Consider the following 14953-nt stretch of genomic DNA (forward strand, 5'->3'; position numbering starts at 1 on the left):
CTACGCCCCTCCGGTGCGTCCGGCGAGCAGCCCGCGCTTCTGCAGGGCGATCGAGCGGGTGGAGTCGTCGGCGGCGAAGCGGGGCACGGTGCCCGGCTCGTCGGCCAGACCGAAGCCGTGCTCGATGCTCCAGCTGACCCAGACCTGCGCGCCCTCGCCGACGACCGGCCCGAAGACCATGTTCTGCGCGAAGACGACGATCGAGCCGAGCGTCGGGATCTCGATCGTGTACTGGGTGCTGACGCCGCTGAAGGAGACGTCGACCACGCGGCCCGGCCCGAGCACGTTGCGGTCCGGCGTGTCGGCCGGAGCCTCGGTGAGCAGGAGGAGCTTCTCGGGGCGGACGCCGATGGTCATCTCCCCGGACTCGCGAGCGGCACGGGCGGTGGGCACGACGATCCGGGCGTCACCGGCCGCGATCGTCAGCGCGGTGGCGGTCGAGGCGACGACCTCACCGGTGAAGAGGTTCGACTGGCCGAGGAAGTTCGCGACGAAGACCGTCCGCGGGAGCTCGTAGAGCGCCTCGGGGGCGCCCATCTGCTCGATCCTGCCCTTGTTCATCACGGCGACGGTGTCGGCCATGGTCATGGCCTCCTCCTGGTCGTGCGTGACGTGCAGGAAGGTGAGGCCGACCTCCTCCTGGATCGACTTCAGCTCGAGCTGCATCTGGCGGCGGAGCTTGAGGTCGAGCGCGCCGAGCGGCTCGTCGAGGAGCAGGAGCGCGGGCCGGTTGACGATGGCCCGGGCGAGGGCGACCCGCTGCTGCTGCCCGCCGGAGAGCTGGGCCGGGCGGCGCTGTGCGAGGTGGTCGAGCTCGACCAGCCGGAGCGCCTCGTGCGCCTTGCCCACCGGGTCGTCGATCCGGCGGCGCTTGAGGCCGAAGGCGACGTTCTCGAGGATCGACATGTGCGGGAACAGCGCGTAGGACTGGAAGACCGTGTTGACCGGGCGCTGGAAGGTCTTGGTGGCCGTGACGTCCTTCCCGCCGATGAGGATCCGGCCGGCGCTGGGCTCCTCGAGGCCCGCGACGAGGCGCAGGGTGGTCGTCTTCCCGCAGCCGGAGGGCCCGAGGAGGGCGAAGAAGGAGCCCGCGGGGATCGTCAGATCCAGCGAGTCGATGGCGGTGAAGCCCGGGTACTGCTTGCTGATCCCGACCAGTTCGAGGTCGGCGCCGCGCTCGGCGAAGGTTCCCATCGCCATCAGATGCCCAGCAGCACTTTCTGGAACTCGGCCTGGTAGTCCTTCTCCTCGTCCGCGGTGAGCGTCCGGAAGATGTGGGACTGCGCGAGCGTGTCCTCGTCGGGGAAGATCAGCTGGTTCTCGGCCAGCTCCGGGTCGATGCTCTCCATGGCGTCCTTCGCTCCGTCGACGGGGGTGATGTAGTTGACCCAGGCGGCCACCTCGGCGGCGACCTCCGGCTCGTAGTAGTAGTTCATCAGCGCTTCCGCGTTGGCCTTGCGCTGGGAGCCCATCGGCACGACGAACGTGTCGTTCCACAGGGTGCCGCCGGAGTCGGGGAGCGCGAACTCCCACTTGTCGCCGGCCTCGGTGTTGATCAGCGTGATGTCGCCGGACCAGCAGATCGCCGCGAGGGTGTCCTCGTTCTGCAGGTCGTTCAGGTACGCGTTGCCCTTGATGTTGCGGATCTGGCCCTCGTCGACCTGCTTCCGGAAGACGTCGATCGCGTTCATGAACTCGTCGTCCCCCCAGGAGCCGGCGATGTCGGTGCCCTGGGCGAGCATGATCAGCCCGATGGTGTCGCGCATCTCGCTGAGCACGCCGACCCGGCCGCGCAGTGCCGGATCCCAGAGGTCCTCGACGCTCGCGAGTCCGTTCGGCAGCTTCTCCTTGTTCCAGCAGATCCCGGCGAAGCCGGCCTGGAACGGGAGCGAGAGGTGGCGGCCCGGATCGAAGTCCGGGTTCGCGAGCGAGGGGGTGAGGTTCGCGATGTTCGGGATGTTCGCGTGGTCGAGCTCCTGGATGTAGCCGCGCCGGGCCAGCCGAGAGACCATCCACTCGGTCAGGCAGACGGTGTCGGCGCCGATGTACTGGCCGAGCGCGAGCTGGTCCTTGACCTTGCCGTAGTAGGAGTTGTTGTCGTCGACCGCGACGTTGTAGGTGACGGAGATGCCGGACTGCTCCTCGAACGCCGTCAGCGTCGGGTAGCCGCCGTCGTCGTCCTCGTCGAGGTAGGCCGGCCAGTTGTCCCAGACCAGTCTGGGATCGGAGGCGGACTCGTCGACCGCGGCGGTGGGGGCGGCCCGCGAGACCGGGGCGCAGCCGGCGAGCGCCAGCGCGCCGACGCCGAGCCCGAGGCCGCCGAGGACCGCGCGCCGCGAGAGCATCGCGCGCCGCTCCCGCTCGCGGGATCGTGCGACGGCGATGGCCTCGCGGAGGACGGGGTCCCTCGGGAGAGGACGGGTCATGGCTGCGGCTCCTGACTGCGTCGGTGCTCGGGCCCACCGGCGTGAACGTGGGGAAATACTGGCACAGTGCTCGGACGTCTGTCGATGACGGACGGAGGAGATCGGTGATCTGGAAACATGATTGTCACGAAATCCGCGCTCCGAGGGCTCTCCGACCACGGATTCCTCCCGTTCGGAGCCGATGGTCAGGACGCCGGGGCGTCCGGCCAGCGCGCACGACGAAGACGGTCGTCCACCAGGAGCAGCACCCTGTCGCCCGCGCAGAGAGGTGCCGGCGGGAGCGGACCCAGCACGACCCGCGCCTCGGCCGGGGGGAGGTCGAGCACGACGGGCGCACCTGCGCGGAGGCGGGCGAGGAGCGCCCTCGCCACGGACCACTCCGCGACCGACCCGAGGATCGCCGCCCCGGCCGGAGGCAGCCCGTCCACCACCGCCGGGACCGGGAGCGCGGGGACACCGGCCGCGGTGAGCCTCGCCCGCAACGCTCCCGCGCGGTTCGTCAGGACGGCGGTGGGCTCCTCGCCCGTCGGCACGACCGGCACGGCCGCCGGACGCCTGCCCGACGGCGACGGCGGCGGCGCGAAGACCTGGATCCGCTCCCCGCGCCACCAGCCGCCGCCCGGGGGCAGGTCGCCGCGGTACGGCTCGCCGTGCAGCGCGAGCAGCTGGTGCTCCTGCCGGTGTGCGGCGCGCAGCAGCAGGACGTCGTCGAAGGAGTCCCGGAGACCGGCGAGACCGTCGGTCGCCCGGCGGGCGGTGGCGACGATCGGCTCCCCGCCGGAGCGGAGCGCCGTCTGCAGGGCGTCGAGGAGTCGCCGGCGCTCGTCCTCGGTGCAGCGTCGCAGCAGCAGATCCAGGTCGTCGAGCAGGAGCGGACCGGACGGCCCCTCCTCGGCGACGATCGCGTCCCAGGCCCCCTCGGCGTCGAGCGGGCCGACCGTGCGAGCGCCGAGCTGCGCGGCGACCGTGCGGAGCGCGCCGCTGCGACCGGAGCCCGCTGCTCCGAGGACGAGGAGGGAGCGGTGATCGAGGTGGACGACGTCCTGGCGCTGCTCGGCCGGGCGGTCGACGACGCCGAGCGCGATCCGGCCCGTCCGCCGGTGCTCCGGCAGGGGGATCCGGTCGGGCAGCGGGTCGAGCCAGGGCCGGTGCGCCGGGGCCGACCCGGCGCCGCTCCGCCTCGCCCTGGCGATGTCGTCCTCCTGCGCGAGGGCCGCCTGGATCAGCTGGCCGCGTCCACCGATCGACACCACGCACCGACCCGCCGCGCGGTGCGGGATCCGCGCGGCGGCGTCCGAGCCGATCAGTGCTCGCGAGTCGGCGGCGTCGTGCACCCGGAGCGCGATCCGGAGACCGCAGTTCGCCGCGACCGCGTCGCGGACGACGCCGACCGGCCGCTGGGTGCAGAGCACGAGGTGGACGCCGAGCGAGCGCCCGCGCGCGGCGATGTCGGCGAAGGTGCGGTGCAGCTCCGGTGCGCGCTCCAGCACGACCGCGCACTCGTCGACGACGACGACCAGCCGGGCGAGCACACCGGGTGCCAGCCGGGCGATGTCCGGGACGCCGCGCTCGGCGAGGACCACCTCGCGACGCCGCAGCTCGGCGGCGATGCTGGTGAAGGCGCGGAGAGCCCCCTCGGTGTCGAGATCGGTGATCACCCCGGTCACGTGCGGGAGGGGCCGGAGCGCGCTGAACCCCGCGCCGCCCTTGAAGTCCGCGAGCAGGAACGTCACGGCGGTCGGCGGGTGCCGGATCGCCAGTCCCACGACCCAGGCGATCAGGAGCTCGCTCTTGCCGCTCCCCGTCGTCCCGCCGACCACGGCGTGCGGCCCGTCGCGGACCAGATCGATCTCGATCGGGCCGCTCGGCGTCCGCCCCAGCAGCACCGGGAGGCCCGTGCCGTCGTCGGGTCCGTCCCGGTCACCGAGGTCGGAGAGCAGCACCGTCCCCGGGAGCTCCGCCGGTCCCACGCCACGGGCGGCGGCGAGCGACTCGGCGTAGCCGCGCGCCTGCTCCGCGGCCACGAAGTCGACGACCAGCGGCTCCGTGGTACCGGGCCCTCTCCGGCCGACGACGCTCGCGACGCCGACTCCGCCGAGCTGCACGATGCAGCGGCACCGCTTCGGCAGCTCGGCCGCCGTGCCGGCGAGGGCGAGGACGGCGTCCGCCTCGGTCGCCGCGTCCTCCTCCAGGACGGCGAGGGTGAGCGGCGCGCCGACCGACCGCGTGTGCGGGAGAGCGCGGAGGCAGCGCCAGCCGGTTCCGGCCGGCAGCTCGATGCGGAGGGCTTCCGGCGCCACGAGCTCCGCGATCTGCACCAGGAGCCCCCGCACCAGCGCGCGGGTGAGGACGGCGGGGCCGACGACGCCGATCCCCGAGGACATCCCTGCCAGCAGCACCTCCCCGTCCTCCCATGCGCCCTCGCCGGTCCCCCTCGCCCGACCGAGCACGACCTCGAGTCCCGCCGCCGGCCGGCGCCAGCGGGCGTCCGCCGGGACGCGCTGCTCGAGGACGTCGAGCGGGAGCGGCGACGCGCGGCGGAGGGCGGCGACCTCCTCCGCCCGCGCCTTGGCCGTCGCGACGGTGTGCTCCGCGAGCTCCCGGGAATAGCGCTCCGCCTCCCGCCGCGCGGTGCGACGACGGAGACGGGCCGCGTCGAGGAAGGAGGCGAGCGCGATCACGGGCCCGAGAGCGGCGAGGGCCAGCGTGTACGGCGACGAGGTCAGCGCGTACAGCACGAGGGACGACACCACAGGGGTCAGCGCCGCGATCCACGGGAACGGCGGCCGCGGCGGCGTGCTCGGCGGAGTGGGCGGCAGGAGCCGTGCCCGGGGGTGCTGGATCGTCATCCGACCAGCGAAGCGGACGCCGGCCGCGCGCGGTGGGTCAGCGGGTGATCGGTGGACGGTTCGAGGCTGTGGAGGAGCCGTCGACCCGCTCCACCGCCATCTCCACCGAGGACAGCAGGAGCCTGCTGCCGATCTTCGCACGGTAGCGGCGGCCCGCCTCGAGCGGGAGCGGAGCCTGCGTCGGGGCGACCAGCACGGTGCCGTTGGCCGACCAGCGATCGCTGACCCACAGGCCGCCCTCGTCGAAGCCGAACTCGAGGTGCGTCTTCGAGAGCGAGCGCGTCGGATCGGGGACCGCGAGGATGTGCCGGAAGGTCTCGCCCGCATCCGGCAGCGGCTGACGGCCGATGAGACCGCTGCCGGTGACGATGGCGTGCTGCCCGGAGGCGAAGATCAGCTTCACGAGCCCCTGACTCGGCGGCGCCATGGGCGCCCCGGGAGCGGGCCGCCGGTGCCGGCCCGGCGCGAGACCGGGGAGCCAGGCACGGCGCGAGGGGTCGAGGACGGTGGTGTCGCCGGTCGACGCGGGGCGGGAGGCGCCGGGAGTCGCGTGCGAGGCCACCGAGGTGCCGCACTCTCCGCAGAGGATCGCCCCGGGATCGAGGGTGGAGCCACACGTGCTGCAGATCACCGAGACCACCCCTCCTCGACCCATGCTACCCGGGGCTCCGGCGGGCCTCCCGGGTCCTCGATCAGTCGCTCTCGCCGGTGACGGCGAGCACGTCGACGACGATCACCGTCACGTTGTCGCGTCCACCGTTGCCGAGCGCCGCCTCGACCAGTCCGTCGGCGGCGTCCTGGGCCGTCTCCGCGGTGGAGAGCACGTGCTCGAGGCCCGCGTCCGTGAGCTCCTTGGTCAGGCCGTCCGAGCAGATCAGCAGCCGCGACGGGGCGATGACGGGGACCAGGCGGTAGTCGGGGACGGGCGGCTCGTGGAAGCCGACCGCCCGGGTGATCACGTTGCTGTGCGGGTGCACGTCGGCCTCGTCCCGGGTGATCAGGCCGGCATCGACGAGCTCCTGGACGATCGAGTGGTCGACCGTCAGCTGGACCAGGGCGCCCTGAACGCAGAGGTAGACGCGCGAGTCGCCGATGTTGAAGACGGACCAGTAGGGCTCGCCGCCCACGGCGGTCAGTGCCGCTCCGGTGACGGTGGTCCCGGTCCCGCCGTCGGCGGTGCGCGACTGGCGGGCGATGTCGTCCACCGCCTCACGGAGTGCGCGGTCGATCTCCTCCGCTCCCACGGTGCTGCCGGTCGCGGCGAGGGAGAGCCGGGACACGACGGCGTCGCTCGCCACCTCTCCGGCCGCGTGACCGCCCATCCCGTCGGCGACGGCGAAGAGCGGTGTCTTCGCGAGGTAGCTGTCCTCGTTGGCGCTGCGCACCAGGCCGACCTCGGTGCGCGCCGCCCAGCCGAGGGTGACCTCCGCGGAGGGCGTGTCCGAGGACCAGGCCGAGACGGGGACGGTCACCGACGCTCGGCTGCGGCCGATCTGCGTCATCGCGTCTCCTCGCCTCCGCCGGCTCCGCGCATGCGGGCCGATCCCTCCGATGCTAGCGGCTGTGCGAGCACCGGCGACGCCCGCTCAGCGGCGCTCCGCAGCGCTCCCGCGGAGGATCGGACCGACCGTCCTCCGCGTGGGCGAGAGCGCTTCCGCGACAGTGGATTCCGTCATCCGGGACGCCTCACCGATGCGGATTCACTTGCCGGGCCCCGCCGAGGCTGCCAGGATCATCGCATGAGCCCCTCCCGCCCTCCTGCGCCGCGCCCGCTCCAGCTCGACGACGTGTCCAAGGCGATCATCGAGCAGCTGCAGGCCGACGGCCGGCGCTCCTACGCCGAGATCGGCAAGGCGGTCGGGCTCAGCGAGGCGGCGGTCCGCCAGCGGGTGCAGAAGCTGACCGAGTCGGGCGTGATGCAGATCGTCGCCGTGACCGACCCGATGCAGCTCGGCTTCTACCGCCAGGCGATGATCGGGGTCCGCGTCACGGGGGACACCAGGGTGGTGGCGGACAGCCTCGCGGCGATCCCCGCCGTCGACTACGTGGTGCTGACGGCCGGCACGTTCGACATCCTCGCCGAGGTCGTCTGCGAGAACGACGACGACCTGATCGCCCTGCTCAACCAGGAGATCCGGTCGCTCCCGGGGGTGCTCTCGACCGAGACCTTCGTCTATCTGAAACTCCACAAGCAGTTCTACAACTGGGGAACGCGGTAACCGATGACCACAGAGACAGCATTCTCGAGCCAGGGCCTCGCGTCCGGCGATCCGGTGAAGGGCGAGGACGCCCCCGCCGGCTTCGACGACGCGGCGCTGCAGAAGAAGGCCAAGGACCACCTCTGGATGCACTTCACCCGGCAGTCGGTGATGGACTCCGGCGCGGGGGTCCCCATCATCACCCGGGGTGAGGGCCACCACATCTGGGACAGCACGGGCCGGAAGTACTTCGACGGGCTCTCCGGGCTCTTCGTCGTCAACGCGGGCCACGGCCGGCGTCGGCTCGCGGAGGCCGCGGCCAAGCAGGCGGCCGAGCTCTCGTTCTTCCCGCTCTGGTCATACGCGACGCCCTCGGCGATCGAGCTCGCCGATCGCCTCGCGGATCACGCACCGGGCGACCTCAACCGCGTGTTCTTCTCGACCGGTGGCGGTGAGGCCGTCGAGACGGCCTTCAAGCTGGCGAAGCACTTCTGGAAGCTCCAGGGCAAGCCCGGCAAGCACAAGGTGATCTCGCGCTCGGTCGCCTACCACGGCACCCCGCAGGGCGCCCTGGCGATCACCGGCATCCCGGCGATGAAGGCGATGTTCGAGCCGATCGTGCCCGGCGGCTTCCGCGTGCCGAACACCAACTTCTACCGCGCGCCCCAGCACGGCGACGACCTGGAGGCCTTCGGCGTCTGGGCCGCGGACCGCATCGAGGAGATGATCGAGTTCGAGGGCCCCGAGACGGTCGCGGCCGTCTTCCTCGAGCCGGTGCAGAACTCCGGTGGCTGCTTCCCCCCACCGCCCGGCTACTTCCAGCGGGTGCGCGAGATCTGCGACCGGCACGACGTACTCCTCGTCTCGGACGAGGTGATCTGCGCCTTCGGGCGGATCGGCCACATGTTCGCCTGCGACGAGTACGGCTACGTGCCGGACATGATCACCTGCGCGAAGGGCATGACCAGCGGCTACTCCCCCATCGGCGCCACCATCGTCAGCGACCGCATCTACGAGCCCTTCCGGCACGGCGAGGTCTCCTTCCCGCACGGCTACACCTTCGGCGGGCACCCCGTCTCGGCCGCGGTCGCGCTGGAGAACCTCGACATCTTCGAGGAGGAGAAGCTCAACGAGAACGTGCGGGAGAACTCGCCGCTCTTCCGCTCCACGCTCGAGAAGCTGCTCGACCTGCCGATCGTCGGCGACGTCCGCGGCGCGGGCTACTTCTTCGGGATCGAGCTGGTCAAGGACAAGACGACCAAGGAGACCTTCGACGCCGAGGAGTCCGAGCGCCTGCTCCGCGGCTTCCTCTCGAAGGCGCTCTTCGACGCCGGCCTGTACTGCCGGGCGGACGACCGCGGCGACCCCGTCGTGCAGCTCGCGCCGCCGCTCACCATCGGACCGAAGGAGTTCGACGAGATCGAGCAGATCCTGCGCTCCGTGCTGACGGAGGCCTGGGCGCGACTCTGACGTGCTCGTGTGCGCCGCCGGAGGGACTGGCGGCGCGCACGAGCACGCCGGACGCGCCTCACGCGGCACGGCGGCCCTCGGCGGCCCACGGGCACGGCTCGCCGCCCTCGAGAGCGGCTGCGAGGATCCGCGAGTCGTGATCGTGCGGGTCGAGGCGGACCGCCTCCCGCGCGAGGAGCGCCGCTGAGCGGATCGACCCCGACGACCAGTGGAGCGTGGCGAGCAGGACCAGCAGCGGTCCCCGCTCGGTCCCCGGCGCCGCCGCGGCCGCGTGCGCGATGAGCCCGATGACGGACGGCGCAGCGGCGCGGTCGGGAGAGGCGACGAGTCGGATCACCCGCTCCCGCCCTTCCCGCCGTTGCGCACCGACGATGAGCGCGGCGAGCGCGCGGGTCCGCGGCTGCCAGGGACGACCCGCGGCTGCACGCAGCAGAAGGGACTCGACGTCGGCCGTCACCGCCTCGGGGAGACGAGCGCGCGGGTGCCGGTCGAGCAGCGCGTCCACCTCCGCCGCGATAGCCAGCGCCTCCCCTCGGTCGACGGCGGGCAGCAGTTCCGCCGAGGGGGTCTCGCCGGACGTCCCGCGGACCGTCGTTCCGCCGCCCGGTCGGCTCGGGCGGCGCGGGCCGGCGGGGACGAGCACCTCCACGGCGATTCCGAGCTCCTGCGCTCGACTGCTCAGCGCGCCGATCAGCGCACCGGCGGACTGAACGCGTCGGCCGCAGGAGAACAGCACGATCACCAAGCACTCCACACGCCCGAAGCGCCCGAGGGCCCCGATCCAGGCCCGAGCGGCTCGTGTCGGATCGCCGACAGCGAGGTCGAAGCGGAGGGCGCCGGTGGGCGTCCCGCCTCTCACCGGGAGGAGGACGACGCTCTCGTGGGGCGGATGCCCGAGCAGCCGAGGGATCGCCGCGAGCACGGCGCTGTGATCGACGGGGTGGACCGGAGGCGATGCAGTGGATGTCATGCGGCAACGGTCGCGGGCCCGGCGTCGCTGAGGGACGGGGCCCACGGCGACCGGAAGACAGATCGCCGGAACGCCACCTGTGGAGGACGCAGGCCCACCGCGCCCGGACGCGCGCACACCTGCTGATCGACCGGCCGCAGCCGATCGCGCGGACATGCTGGTCGAGTAGCCCCGCAGGGGCGTATCGAGACCCGCCCACCGTCAGCACGGCGGGACTGCGAGGCCGGTGGATCTCGACGCGCCCGTTCCGTCCTCCACAGGCCGCCGAGCTGCGGAGCCGTCCACCGATGTCCGATTCCCGCCGGTCGCCCACGTGGGCCGCGGCTACTCTCGTGGCATGAGAACGACTCCCCTGCACGTGCGTCGCACCGTCAGCCCCCTCGGCCGGATCGAGGTCGGCAGCGACGGCGAGTCGATCGTCTCGCTCGCGATCGAGAACGGCGGAACCCTCCCGCACGACCACCTGCCCGACAGCTCGCTCCCCGTCCTCTGCACCGCGGTCGACCAGCTCGATGCGTACTTCGCCGGCGAGCGGCGCACCTTCGACCTGCCGCTGCTGCTCCGTGGAACGCCCTTCCAGCTGGAGATCTGGGGAGCGCTCCAGGGGATCGGCTTCGGCGAGATCACCTCCTACGGTGCCCTCGGGCAGGCGACGGGACGGCTCCGCTCCGGTCGGCCCATCGGCGGCGCCGTCGGCGCGAACCCGATCCCGATCCTCGTCGGCTGCCACCGTGTGCTGGCCGGAGACGGCCGGATCACCGGCTTCAGTGCCGGCGAGGGCGTCGCCACGAAGGCCTGGCTGCTCGATCACGAGGGGATCGCGCACCGATGACGGCCGAGAACGGGCTGATCACCGACGCGGACGGGACCGTCCGCTGCGGCTGGAGCGGCGACGACGTCGAGTACCGCCGCTACCACGACGAGGAGTGGGGCGTCCCCCTGCACGGAGACCGGCCGCTCTTCGAGAAGATCTGCCTCGAGGGCTTCCAGGCGGGGCTCTCCTGGATCACCATCCTCCGCAAGCGGCCTCGGTTCCGCGAGGTCTTCCACGGCTTCGATCTCGACGTCGTCGCAGCGATGGACGCGGACGACGTGGACCGCCTGATGGACGACGCCGGCATCATCCGCAGCCGCCCCAAGATCCTCGCGACCATCGGCAACGCGCAGGCGGCCGTCGCCCTGCGCGAGCGCGACGGCGAGGGCGCGATCGACCGCCTGGTCTGGTCGTTCGAGGAGGACACCCCGCCCGGCCGCATCGTCCGCCCCGCCGACGTCCCGACCTCCACTCCGGCGTCCCTCGCGCTCTCGAAGGCGCTCCGGAAGGCCGGCTTCCGCTTCGTCGGTGCGACGACCATGTACGCCCTGCTGCAGTCGGCCGGCGTCGTCGACGACCACCTCACCGGGTGCTTCCGCGCCCGCTCCTGACGCTCAGGCCGAGCGCACGACGAGATCCAGCTCGCCGCTGCCGGCGTTCGGCGCCAGCTCGAACCCGCGGGACGCCGCCCACTCGATCAGCTCGGCGAGGGAGGCGGTCTCGACGCCGTCCTCCGCGAGCGCGCGGACGAAGAGACCCTTGCCCTGCTTGTTGAAGTGGTTGAGGTTGCGCAGCTGCCCCGTCGCGTCGCGCGACCGCACCCGGACGAAGAAGCGCCCCTCCCCCGGCTGCAGCGGCCCGAGCGCCGCGTAGGACTCGCTGCGCAGGTCGAGGACGAGACCCGGGAGCGCCGACAGCTCGCGCCCCGCCTCGGCAGCCCACCAGCGCTTGAGCGGCATCCCGGGGATACGCGAGTCGTGCGACAGCCGGTAGGCGGGGATGCCGTCGAGGCCCCGGACGGGACCCCAGAGCGCGGACTGCACCACGACGATCCGGCCGAGGACGCCGCGCGCACCGGCCGAGAGCGACGCCACCTCGAGCGCGTCGAACAGCACACCGTCGAAGCGGTCCACCGCGGGCATCGCCGGCGCGGTCGGCAGCGCCGCGTTGCGCTCGATCTCGCCGAACTGCCGGGGACCGAGCTTCAGTGCGCGGGACGCCGCGTCCCGGTCGCCGGCGAGCGCGACCAGCGCGTCGCGCAGGGCGACGCGACGATCGGTCAGCCCCGGGAACGACAGCTCCTCGACCCGGAACTCGGCCGAGCCGCCGTCGCGCTTGGTCTCGGACGGGGGAAGCAGGACGTGCACGAAACTCCTCGGGAGGACGGCGTGCGCGAGCGCACGCGGGGAACGCGGCGAGGGGACGCCGCGCACGACGGAGGGGCCGGGCGATCGCGATGATCACCCGGCCCCTCCGGTCGCCGCTCGAGGCGGCGGGTCGTCAGACCAGCGCGGCCTCGCGGGCCACGACGGTGACGACGTCGTTCTCGACGGACAGGAAGCCGTCGTCCGCCTGCGCGGTGATCCGAGTCCCGTCGGCGGCCGTGACGCGCACCTCACCGGAGGCGAGGATCGCGAGCATCGGCTCGTGACCGACCAGGATGCCGATCTCGCCCTCGACGGTGCGAGCCGAGATCTGCTTCGCCTCGCCCGCCCAGACCTCCGCGTTCGCGGAGACGACGCTGACCTTCAGGAACGCGGCCATGATCAGCCGTTCTCCTTCTGGATCTGGGCCCACTTCTCCTCGACGTCCGTGATCGGACCGACGTTGAAGAACGCCTGCTCCGCCACGTGGTCGAACTCGCCGCGGGCGATCGCGTCGAACGACTCGATGGTGTCCTTCAGCGGGACGGTCGAGCCCTCCACGCCGGTGAACTTCTTCGCCATGTAGGTGTTCTGCGAGAGGAACTGCTGGATCCGGCGCGCACGCGACACCGTGATCTTGTCCTCCTCGGAGAGCTCGTCGACGCCGAGGATCGCGATGATCTCCTGCAGCTCCTTGTTCTTCTGCAGGATCTGCTTGACGTTCGTGGCCACGCGGTAGTGGTCGGCACCCAGGTAGCGGGGGTCGAGGATGCGCGAGGTCGAGGTCAGCGGGTCGACGGCCGGGTAGAGGCCCTTCGACGCGATCTCACGGGAGAGCTCGGTCGTCGCGTCGAGGTGCGCGAACGTCGTGGCCGGCGCCGGGTCGGTGTAGTCGTCGGCGGGGACGTAGATCGCCTGCAGCGAGGTGATCGAGTGTCCGCGCGTCGAGGTGATGCGCTCCTGGAGCACGCCCATCTCGTCGGCGAGGTTCGGCTGGTAGCCCACCGCGGAGGGCATGCGGCCCAGCAGGGTCGACACCTCCGAGCCGGCCTGGGTGAAGCGGAAGATGTTGTCGATGAAGAGCAGCACGTCCTGCTTCTGCACGTCGCGGAAGTACTCCGCCATCGTCAGCGCGGACAGCGCGACGCGGAGGCGGGTTCCCGGCGGCTCGTCCATCTGGCCGAAGACGAGGGCCGTCTTGTCGAAGACGCCCGCCTCCTCCATCTCGGCGATGAGGTCGTTGCCCTCACGGGTGCGCTCGCCGACACCGGCGAACACGGACACTCCACCGTGGTCCTGCGCGACGCGCTGGATCATCTCCTGGATGAGGACGGTCTTGCCGACGCCCGCTCCGCCGAACAGGCCGATCTTGCCGCCCTGCACGTACGGGGTGAGGAGGTCGATGACCTTGATGCCGGTCTCGAAGAGCTCGGTCTTCGACTCGAGCTGGTCGAACGCCGGGGGCTTGCGGTGGATCGGCCAGCGCTCGGTGATCTCGAACGACTGTCCGTTGATCGTGCCGTCGGCGTCAGCGTTGAGCACCTCGCCGATCACGTTGAAGACCTTGCCCTTGGTCACGTCGCCGACCGGGACCGAGATCGGCAGGCCGGTGTCGTGGACCTCCTGGCCGCGGACGAGTCCGTCGGTCGGGTTGAGCGAGATGGCGCGGACGAGGTCGTCGCCCAGGTGCTGCGCGACCTCGAAGGTCAGCTTGGACGAGACGCCCTCGACCTCGACGTGCGTGTAGAGCGCGTTGTAGACCTCGGGGATCGCGTCGTGGGGGAACTCGATGTCAACGACGGGGCCGGTGACGCGGGCGATACGGCCAACGGCCCCGCCCGGAGTCCCGGTCGCCGCCTCAGGTGCGGTCAGTGTCATTGCTTCTTCCTTCTGTGGTCTCACCGCACCCGGAGGGCGGAGGCTTCGTGTCGGGGAGGTGCGCCGTCTACTTCGAGGACGACAGGGCGTCGGCGCCGCCGACGATCTCGGCGATCTGCTGCGTGATCTCGGTCTGGCGCGCGTTGTTGGCGAGCCGGGTGTACGTCTTGATGAGCGTGTCGGCGTTGTCGCTCGCCGACTTCATCGCCTTCTGGCGCGCCGCGTGCTCGGACGCCGCCGACTGCAGCATCGCGTTGAAGATGCGGCTCTCGACGTAGACCGGCAGGAGGCGGTCGAGGACCGTCTCGGGGTCGGGCTCGAACTCGTAGAGCGGGTACAGATCGGTGTTCTGATCCTCGGCGCCCTCGACGACCTCGAGCGGCAGGAGCCGGACGACGGTCGGCTGCTGGGTGACCATGCTGACGAAGCGGTTGTACACGAGGTGGATCTCGTCCACTCCGCCCTCTTCGTCATCGAGGTTGTAGGAGTCGACGACCGCGTCGGCGATCTCCTTCGCCGTCTCGAACACCGGCTGGTCGGTGCCACCCGTCCAGATGCGGACGCTCGGACGCCGGCGGAACGAGAAGTACGCGTTCGCCTTGCGGCCGACCAGGTAGAAGACGACCTCCTTGCCCTCGCTGCGCAGCAGCGAGGCCAGCTCCTCCGCCTCCTTGAGCACGCTCGAGGAGAACGCGCCCGCGAGGCCGCGGTCGGAGGTGAAGATCACGATCGCGGCCGTGTCGAGCTTCTCGCGCTCGGTCGTGAGCGGGTGCTCGACGTTCGAGTAGGTCGCGACGGCCGACACGGCGCGCGTGATGGCGTTCGAGTACGGAGCCGCGGCGGCGACGCGGTTCTGCGCCTTCTGGATGCGCGAGGCCGAGATCAGCTCCATGGCGCGGGTGATCTTCTTGGTCGTCTGGGCCGAGCGGATCTTCGACCGGTAGACCCGGAGTTGCGCTCCCATGTGTCTCCTGTTGTCCTTCT

Annotated in this window: 14 protein-coding genes; 4 read left to right on the plus strand and 10 right to left on the minus strand. The window is 71.8% G+C overall.

Annotated features, from left to right (window positions below; translation table 11 throughout):
- The 5 genes from EDF43_RS04040 to EDF43_RS04055 all read right to left on the minus strand — a co-directional run bounded on the left by EDF43_RS04040 (position 1) and on the right by EDF43_RS04055 (position 6777).
- A complete protein-coding gene (locus tag EDF43_RS04040; RefSeq protein WP_132435737.1) occupies positions 1–1200 on the minus strand; it encodes an ABC transporter ATP-binding protein in 1200 nt (399 codons plus the stop codon).
- Positions 1200–2426 (minus strand): spermidine/putrescine ABC transporter substrate-binding protein, encoded by a 1227-nt coding sequence (locus tag EDF43_RS04045; protein WP_132435738.1) that lies wholly within the window; start codon positions 2424–2426, stop codon positions 1200–1202. Before EDF43_RS04045 ends, EDF43_RS04040 begins: the two co-directional genes overlap by 1 nt.
- 185 nt (positions 2427–2611) lie before the next feature.
- Positions 2612–5275, minus strand: a complete 2664-nt coding sequence (locus EDF43_RS04050) for an FtsK/SpoIIIE domain-containing protein (RefSeq protein WP_165909010.1) — start codon at positions 5273–5275, stop codon at positions 2612–2614.
- A 37-nt stretch (positions 5276–5312) separates the two neighbouring features.
- Positions 5313–5837: a hypothetical protein gene (locus EDF43_RS21695; protein WP_165909011.1), complete on the minus strand. Its 525-nt coding sequence runs from the start codon at positions 5835–5837 to the stop codon at positions 5313–5315.
- Between the two features lie 130 nt (positions 5838–5967).
- Positions 5968–6777, minus strand: coding sequence for a protein phosphatase 2C domain-containing protein (locus EDF43_RS04055; protein ID WP_123735369.1), 810 nt, complete (start codon positions 6775–6777; stop codon positions 5968–5970).
- Positions 6778–7014: 237 nt separating this feature from the next.
- Here EDF43_RS04055 and EDF43_RS04060 point away from each other — a divergent pair, with 237 nt between their 5' ends.
- The gene (locus tag EDF43_RS04060; protein ID WP_123445514.1) at positions 7015–7494 is read left to right on the plus strand and encodes an Lrp/AsnC family transcriptional regulator; all 480 of its coding nucleotides are present in this window, start codon (positions 7015–7017) and stop codon (positions 7492–7494) included.
- A 3-nt stretch (positions 7495–7497) separates the two neighbouring features.
- The gene (locus EDF43_RS04065) at positions 7498–8943 is read left to right on the plus strand and encodes an aspartate aminotransferase family protein (protein ID WP_123445513.1); all 1446 of its coding nucleotides are present in this window, start codon (positions 7498–7500) and stop codon (positions 8941–8943) included.
- A gap of 58 nt (positions 8944–9001) precedes the next feature.
- Here the strand turns inward: EDF43_RS04065 and EDF43_RS04070 are convergent, their stop codons facing one another.
- Positions 9002–9913, minus strand: a complete 912-nt coding sequence (locus EDF43_RS04070; RefSeq protein ID WP_165909012.1) for a DUF4192 family protein — start codon at positions 9911–9913, stop codon at positions 9002–9004.
- A gap of 337 nt (positions 9914–10250) precedes the next feature.
- On the opposite strand from EDF43_RS04070, the gene EDF43_RS04075 reads away from it, so the two are divergent.
- Both EDF43_RS04075 and EDF43_RS04080 read left to right on the plus strand, forming a co-directional pair.
- On the plus strand, positions 10251–10745 hold the full coding sequence (locus EDF43_RS04075) for a methylated-DNA--[protein]-cysteine S-methyltransferase (protein ID WP_123735367.1): 495 nt from the start codon (positions 10251–10253) through the stop codon (positions 10743–10745).
- On the plus strand, positions 10742–11338 hold the full coding sequence (locus EDF43_RS04080; RefSeq protein ID WP_132435741.1) for a DNA-3-methyladenine glycosylase I: 597 nt from the start codon (positions 10742–10744) through the stop codon (positions 11336–11338). Before EDF43_RS04075 ends, EDF43_RS04080 begins: the two co-directional genes overlap by 4 nt.
- A gap of 3 nt (positions 11339–11341) precedes the next feature.
- Here EDF43_RS04080 and yaaA read toward each other — a convergent pair whose 3' ends face one another.
- The 4 genes from yaaA to EDF43_RS04100 all read right to left on the minus strand — a co-directional run bounded on the left by yaaA (position 11342) and on the right by EDF43_RS04100 (position 14933).
- Positions 11342–12094 (minus strand): peroxide stress protein YaaA, encoded by a 753-nt coding sequence (gene yaaA, locus EDF43_RS04085; protein ID WP_132435742.1) that lies wholly within the window; start codon positions 12092–12094, stop codon positions 11342–11344.
- Between the two features lie 133 nt (positions 12095–12227).
- Entirely contained in the window at positions 12228–12491 is a 264-nt protein-coding gene (locus tag EDF43_RS04090) for a F0F1 ATP synthase subunit epsilon (RefSeq protein WP_123735364.1), read from the minus strand.
- Positions 12492–12493: 2 nt separating this feature from the next.
- On the minus strand, positions 12494–13969 hold the full coding sequence (gene atpD / locus EDF43_RS04095; RefSeq protein ID WP_123445507.1) for a F0F1 ATP synthase subunit beta: 1476 nt from the start codon (positions 13967–13969) through the stop codon (positions 12494–12496).
- A 67-nt stretch (positions 13970–14036) separates the two neighbouring features.
- Positions 14037–14933: a F0F1 ATP synthase subunit gamma gene (locus EDF43_RS04100; RefSeq protein WP_123445506.1), complete on the minus strand. Its 897-nt coding sequence runs from the start codon at positions 14931–14933 to the stop codon at positions 14037–14039.
- Between the last annotated feature and the right edge of the window lie 20 nt (positions 14934–14953).

The sequence above is a fragment of the Rathayibacter sp. PhB179 genome (assembly GCF_004345345.1).
In the GTDB taxonomy this organism is placed as follows: Bacteria; Actinomycetota; Actinomycetes; order Actinomycetales; family Microbacteriaceae; genus Rathayibacter; species Rathayibacter festucae.

Bases quoted from the DNA above. Each gene is read 5' to 3' on its own strand.
- EDF43_RS04090 (WP_123735364.1), bottom strand. From the start codon at position 12,491: ATGGCCGCGTTCCTGAAGGTCAGCGTCGTCTCCGCGAACGCGGAGGTC.
- EDF43_RS04065 (WP_123445513.1), top strand. From the start codon at position 7,498: ATGACCACAGAGACAGCATTCTCGAGCCAGGGCCTCGCGTCCGGCGAT.
- EDF43_RS04100 (WP_123445506.1), bottom strand. From the start codon at position 14,933: ATGGGAGCGCAACTCCGGGTCTACCGGTCGAAGATCCGCTCGGCCCAG.
- EDF43_RS04075 (WP_123735367.1), top strand. From the start codon at position 10,251: ATGAGAACGACTCCCCTGCACGTGCGTCGCACCGTCAGCCCCCTCGGC.
- atpD (WP_123445507.1), bottom strand. From the start codon at position 13,969: ATGACACTGACCGCACCTGAGGCGGCGACCGGGACTCCGGGCGGGGCC.
- EDF43_RS04055 (WP_123735369.1), bottom strand. From the start codon at position 6,777: ATGACGCAGATCGGCCGCAGCCGAGCGTCGGTGACCGTCCCCGTCTCG.
- EDF43_RS04040 (WP_132435737.1), bottom strand. From the start codon at position 1,200: ATGGCGATGGGAACCTTCGCCGAGCGCGGCGCCGACCTCGAACTGGTC.
- EDF43_RS04080 (WP_132435741.1), top strand. From the start codon at position 10,742: ATGACGGCCGAGAACGGGCTGATCACCGACGCGGACGGGACCGTCCGC.
- EDF43_RS04050 (WP_165909010.1), bottom strand. From the start codon at position 5,275: ATGACGATCCAGCACCCCCGGGCACGGCTCCTGCCGCCCACTCCGCCG.
- EDF43_RS04070 (WP_165909012.1), bottom strand. From the start codon at position 9,913: ATGACATCCACTGCATCGCCTCCGGTCCACCCCGTCGATCACAGCGCC.
- EDF43_RS04045 (WP_132435738.1), bottom strand. From the start codon at position 2,426: ATGACCCGTCCTCTCCCGAGGGACCCCGTCCTCCGCGAGGCCATCGCC.
- EDF43_RS04060 (WP_123445514.1), top strand. From the start codon at position 7,015: ATGAGCCCCTCCCGCCCTCCTGCGCCGCGCCCGCTCCAGCTCGACGAC.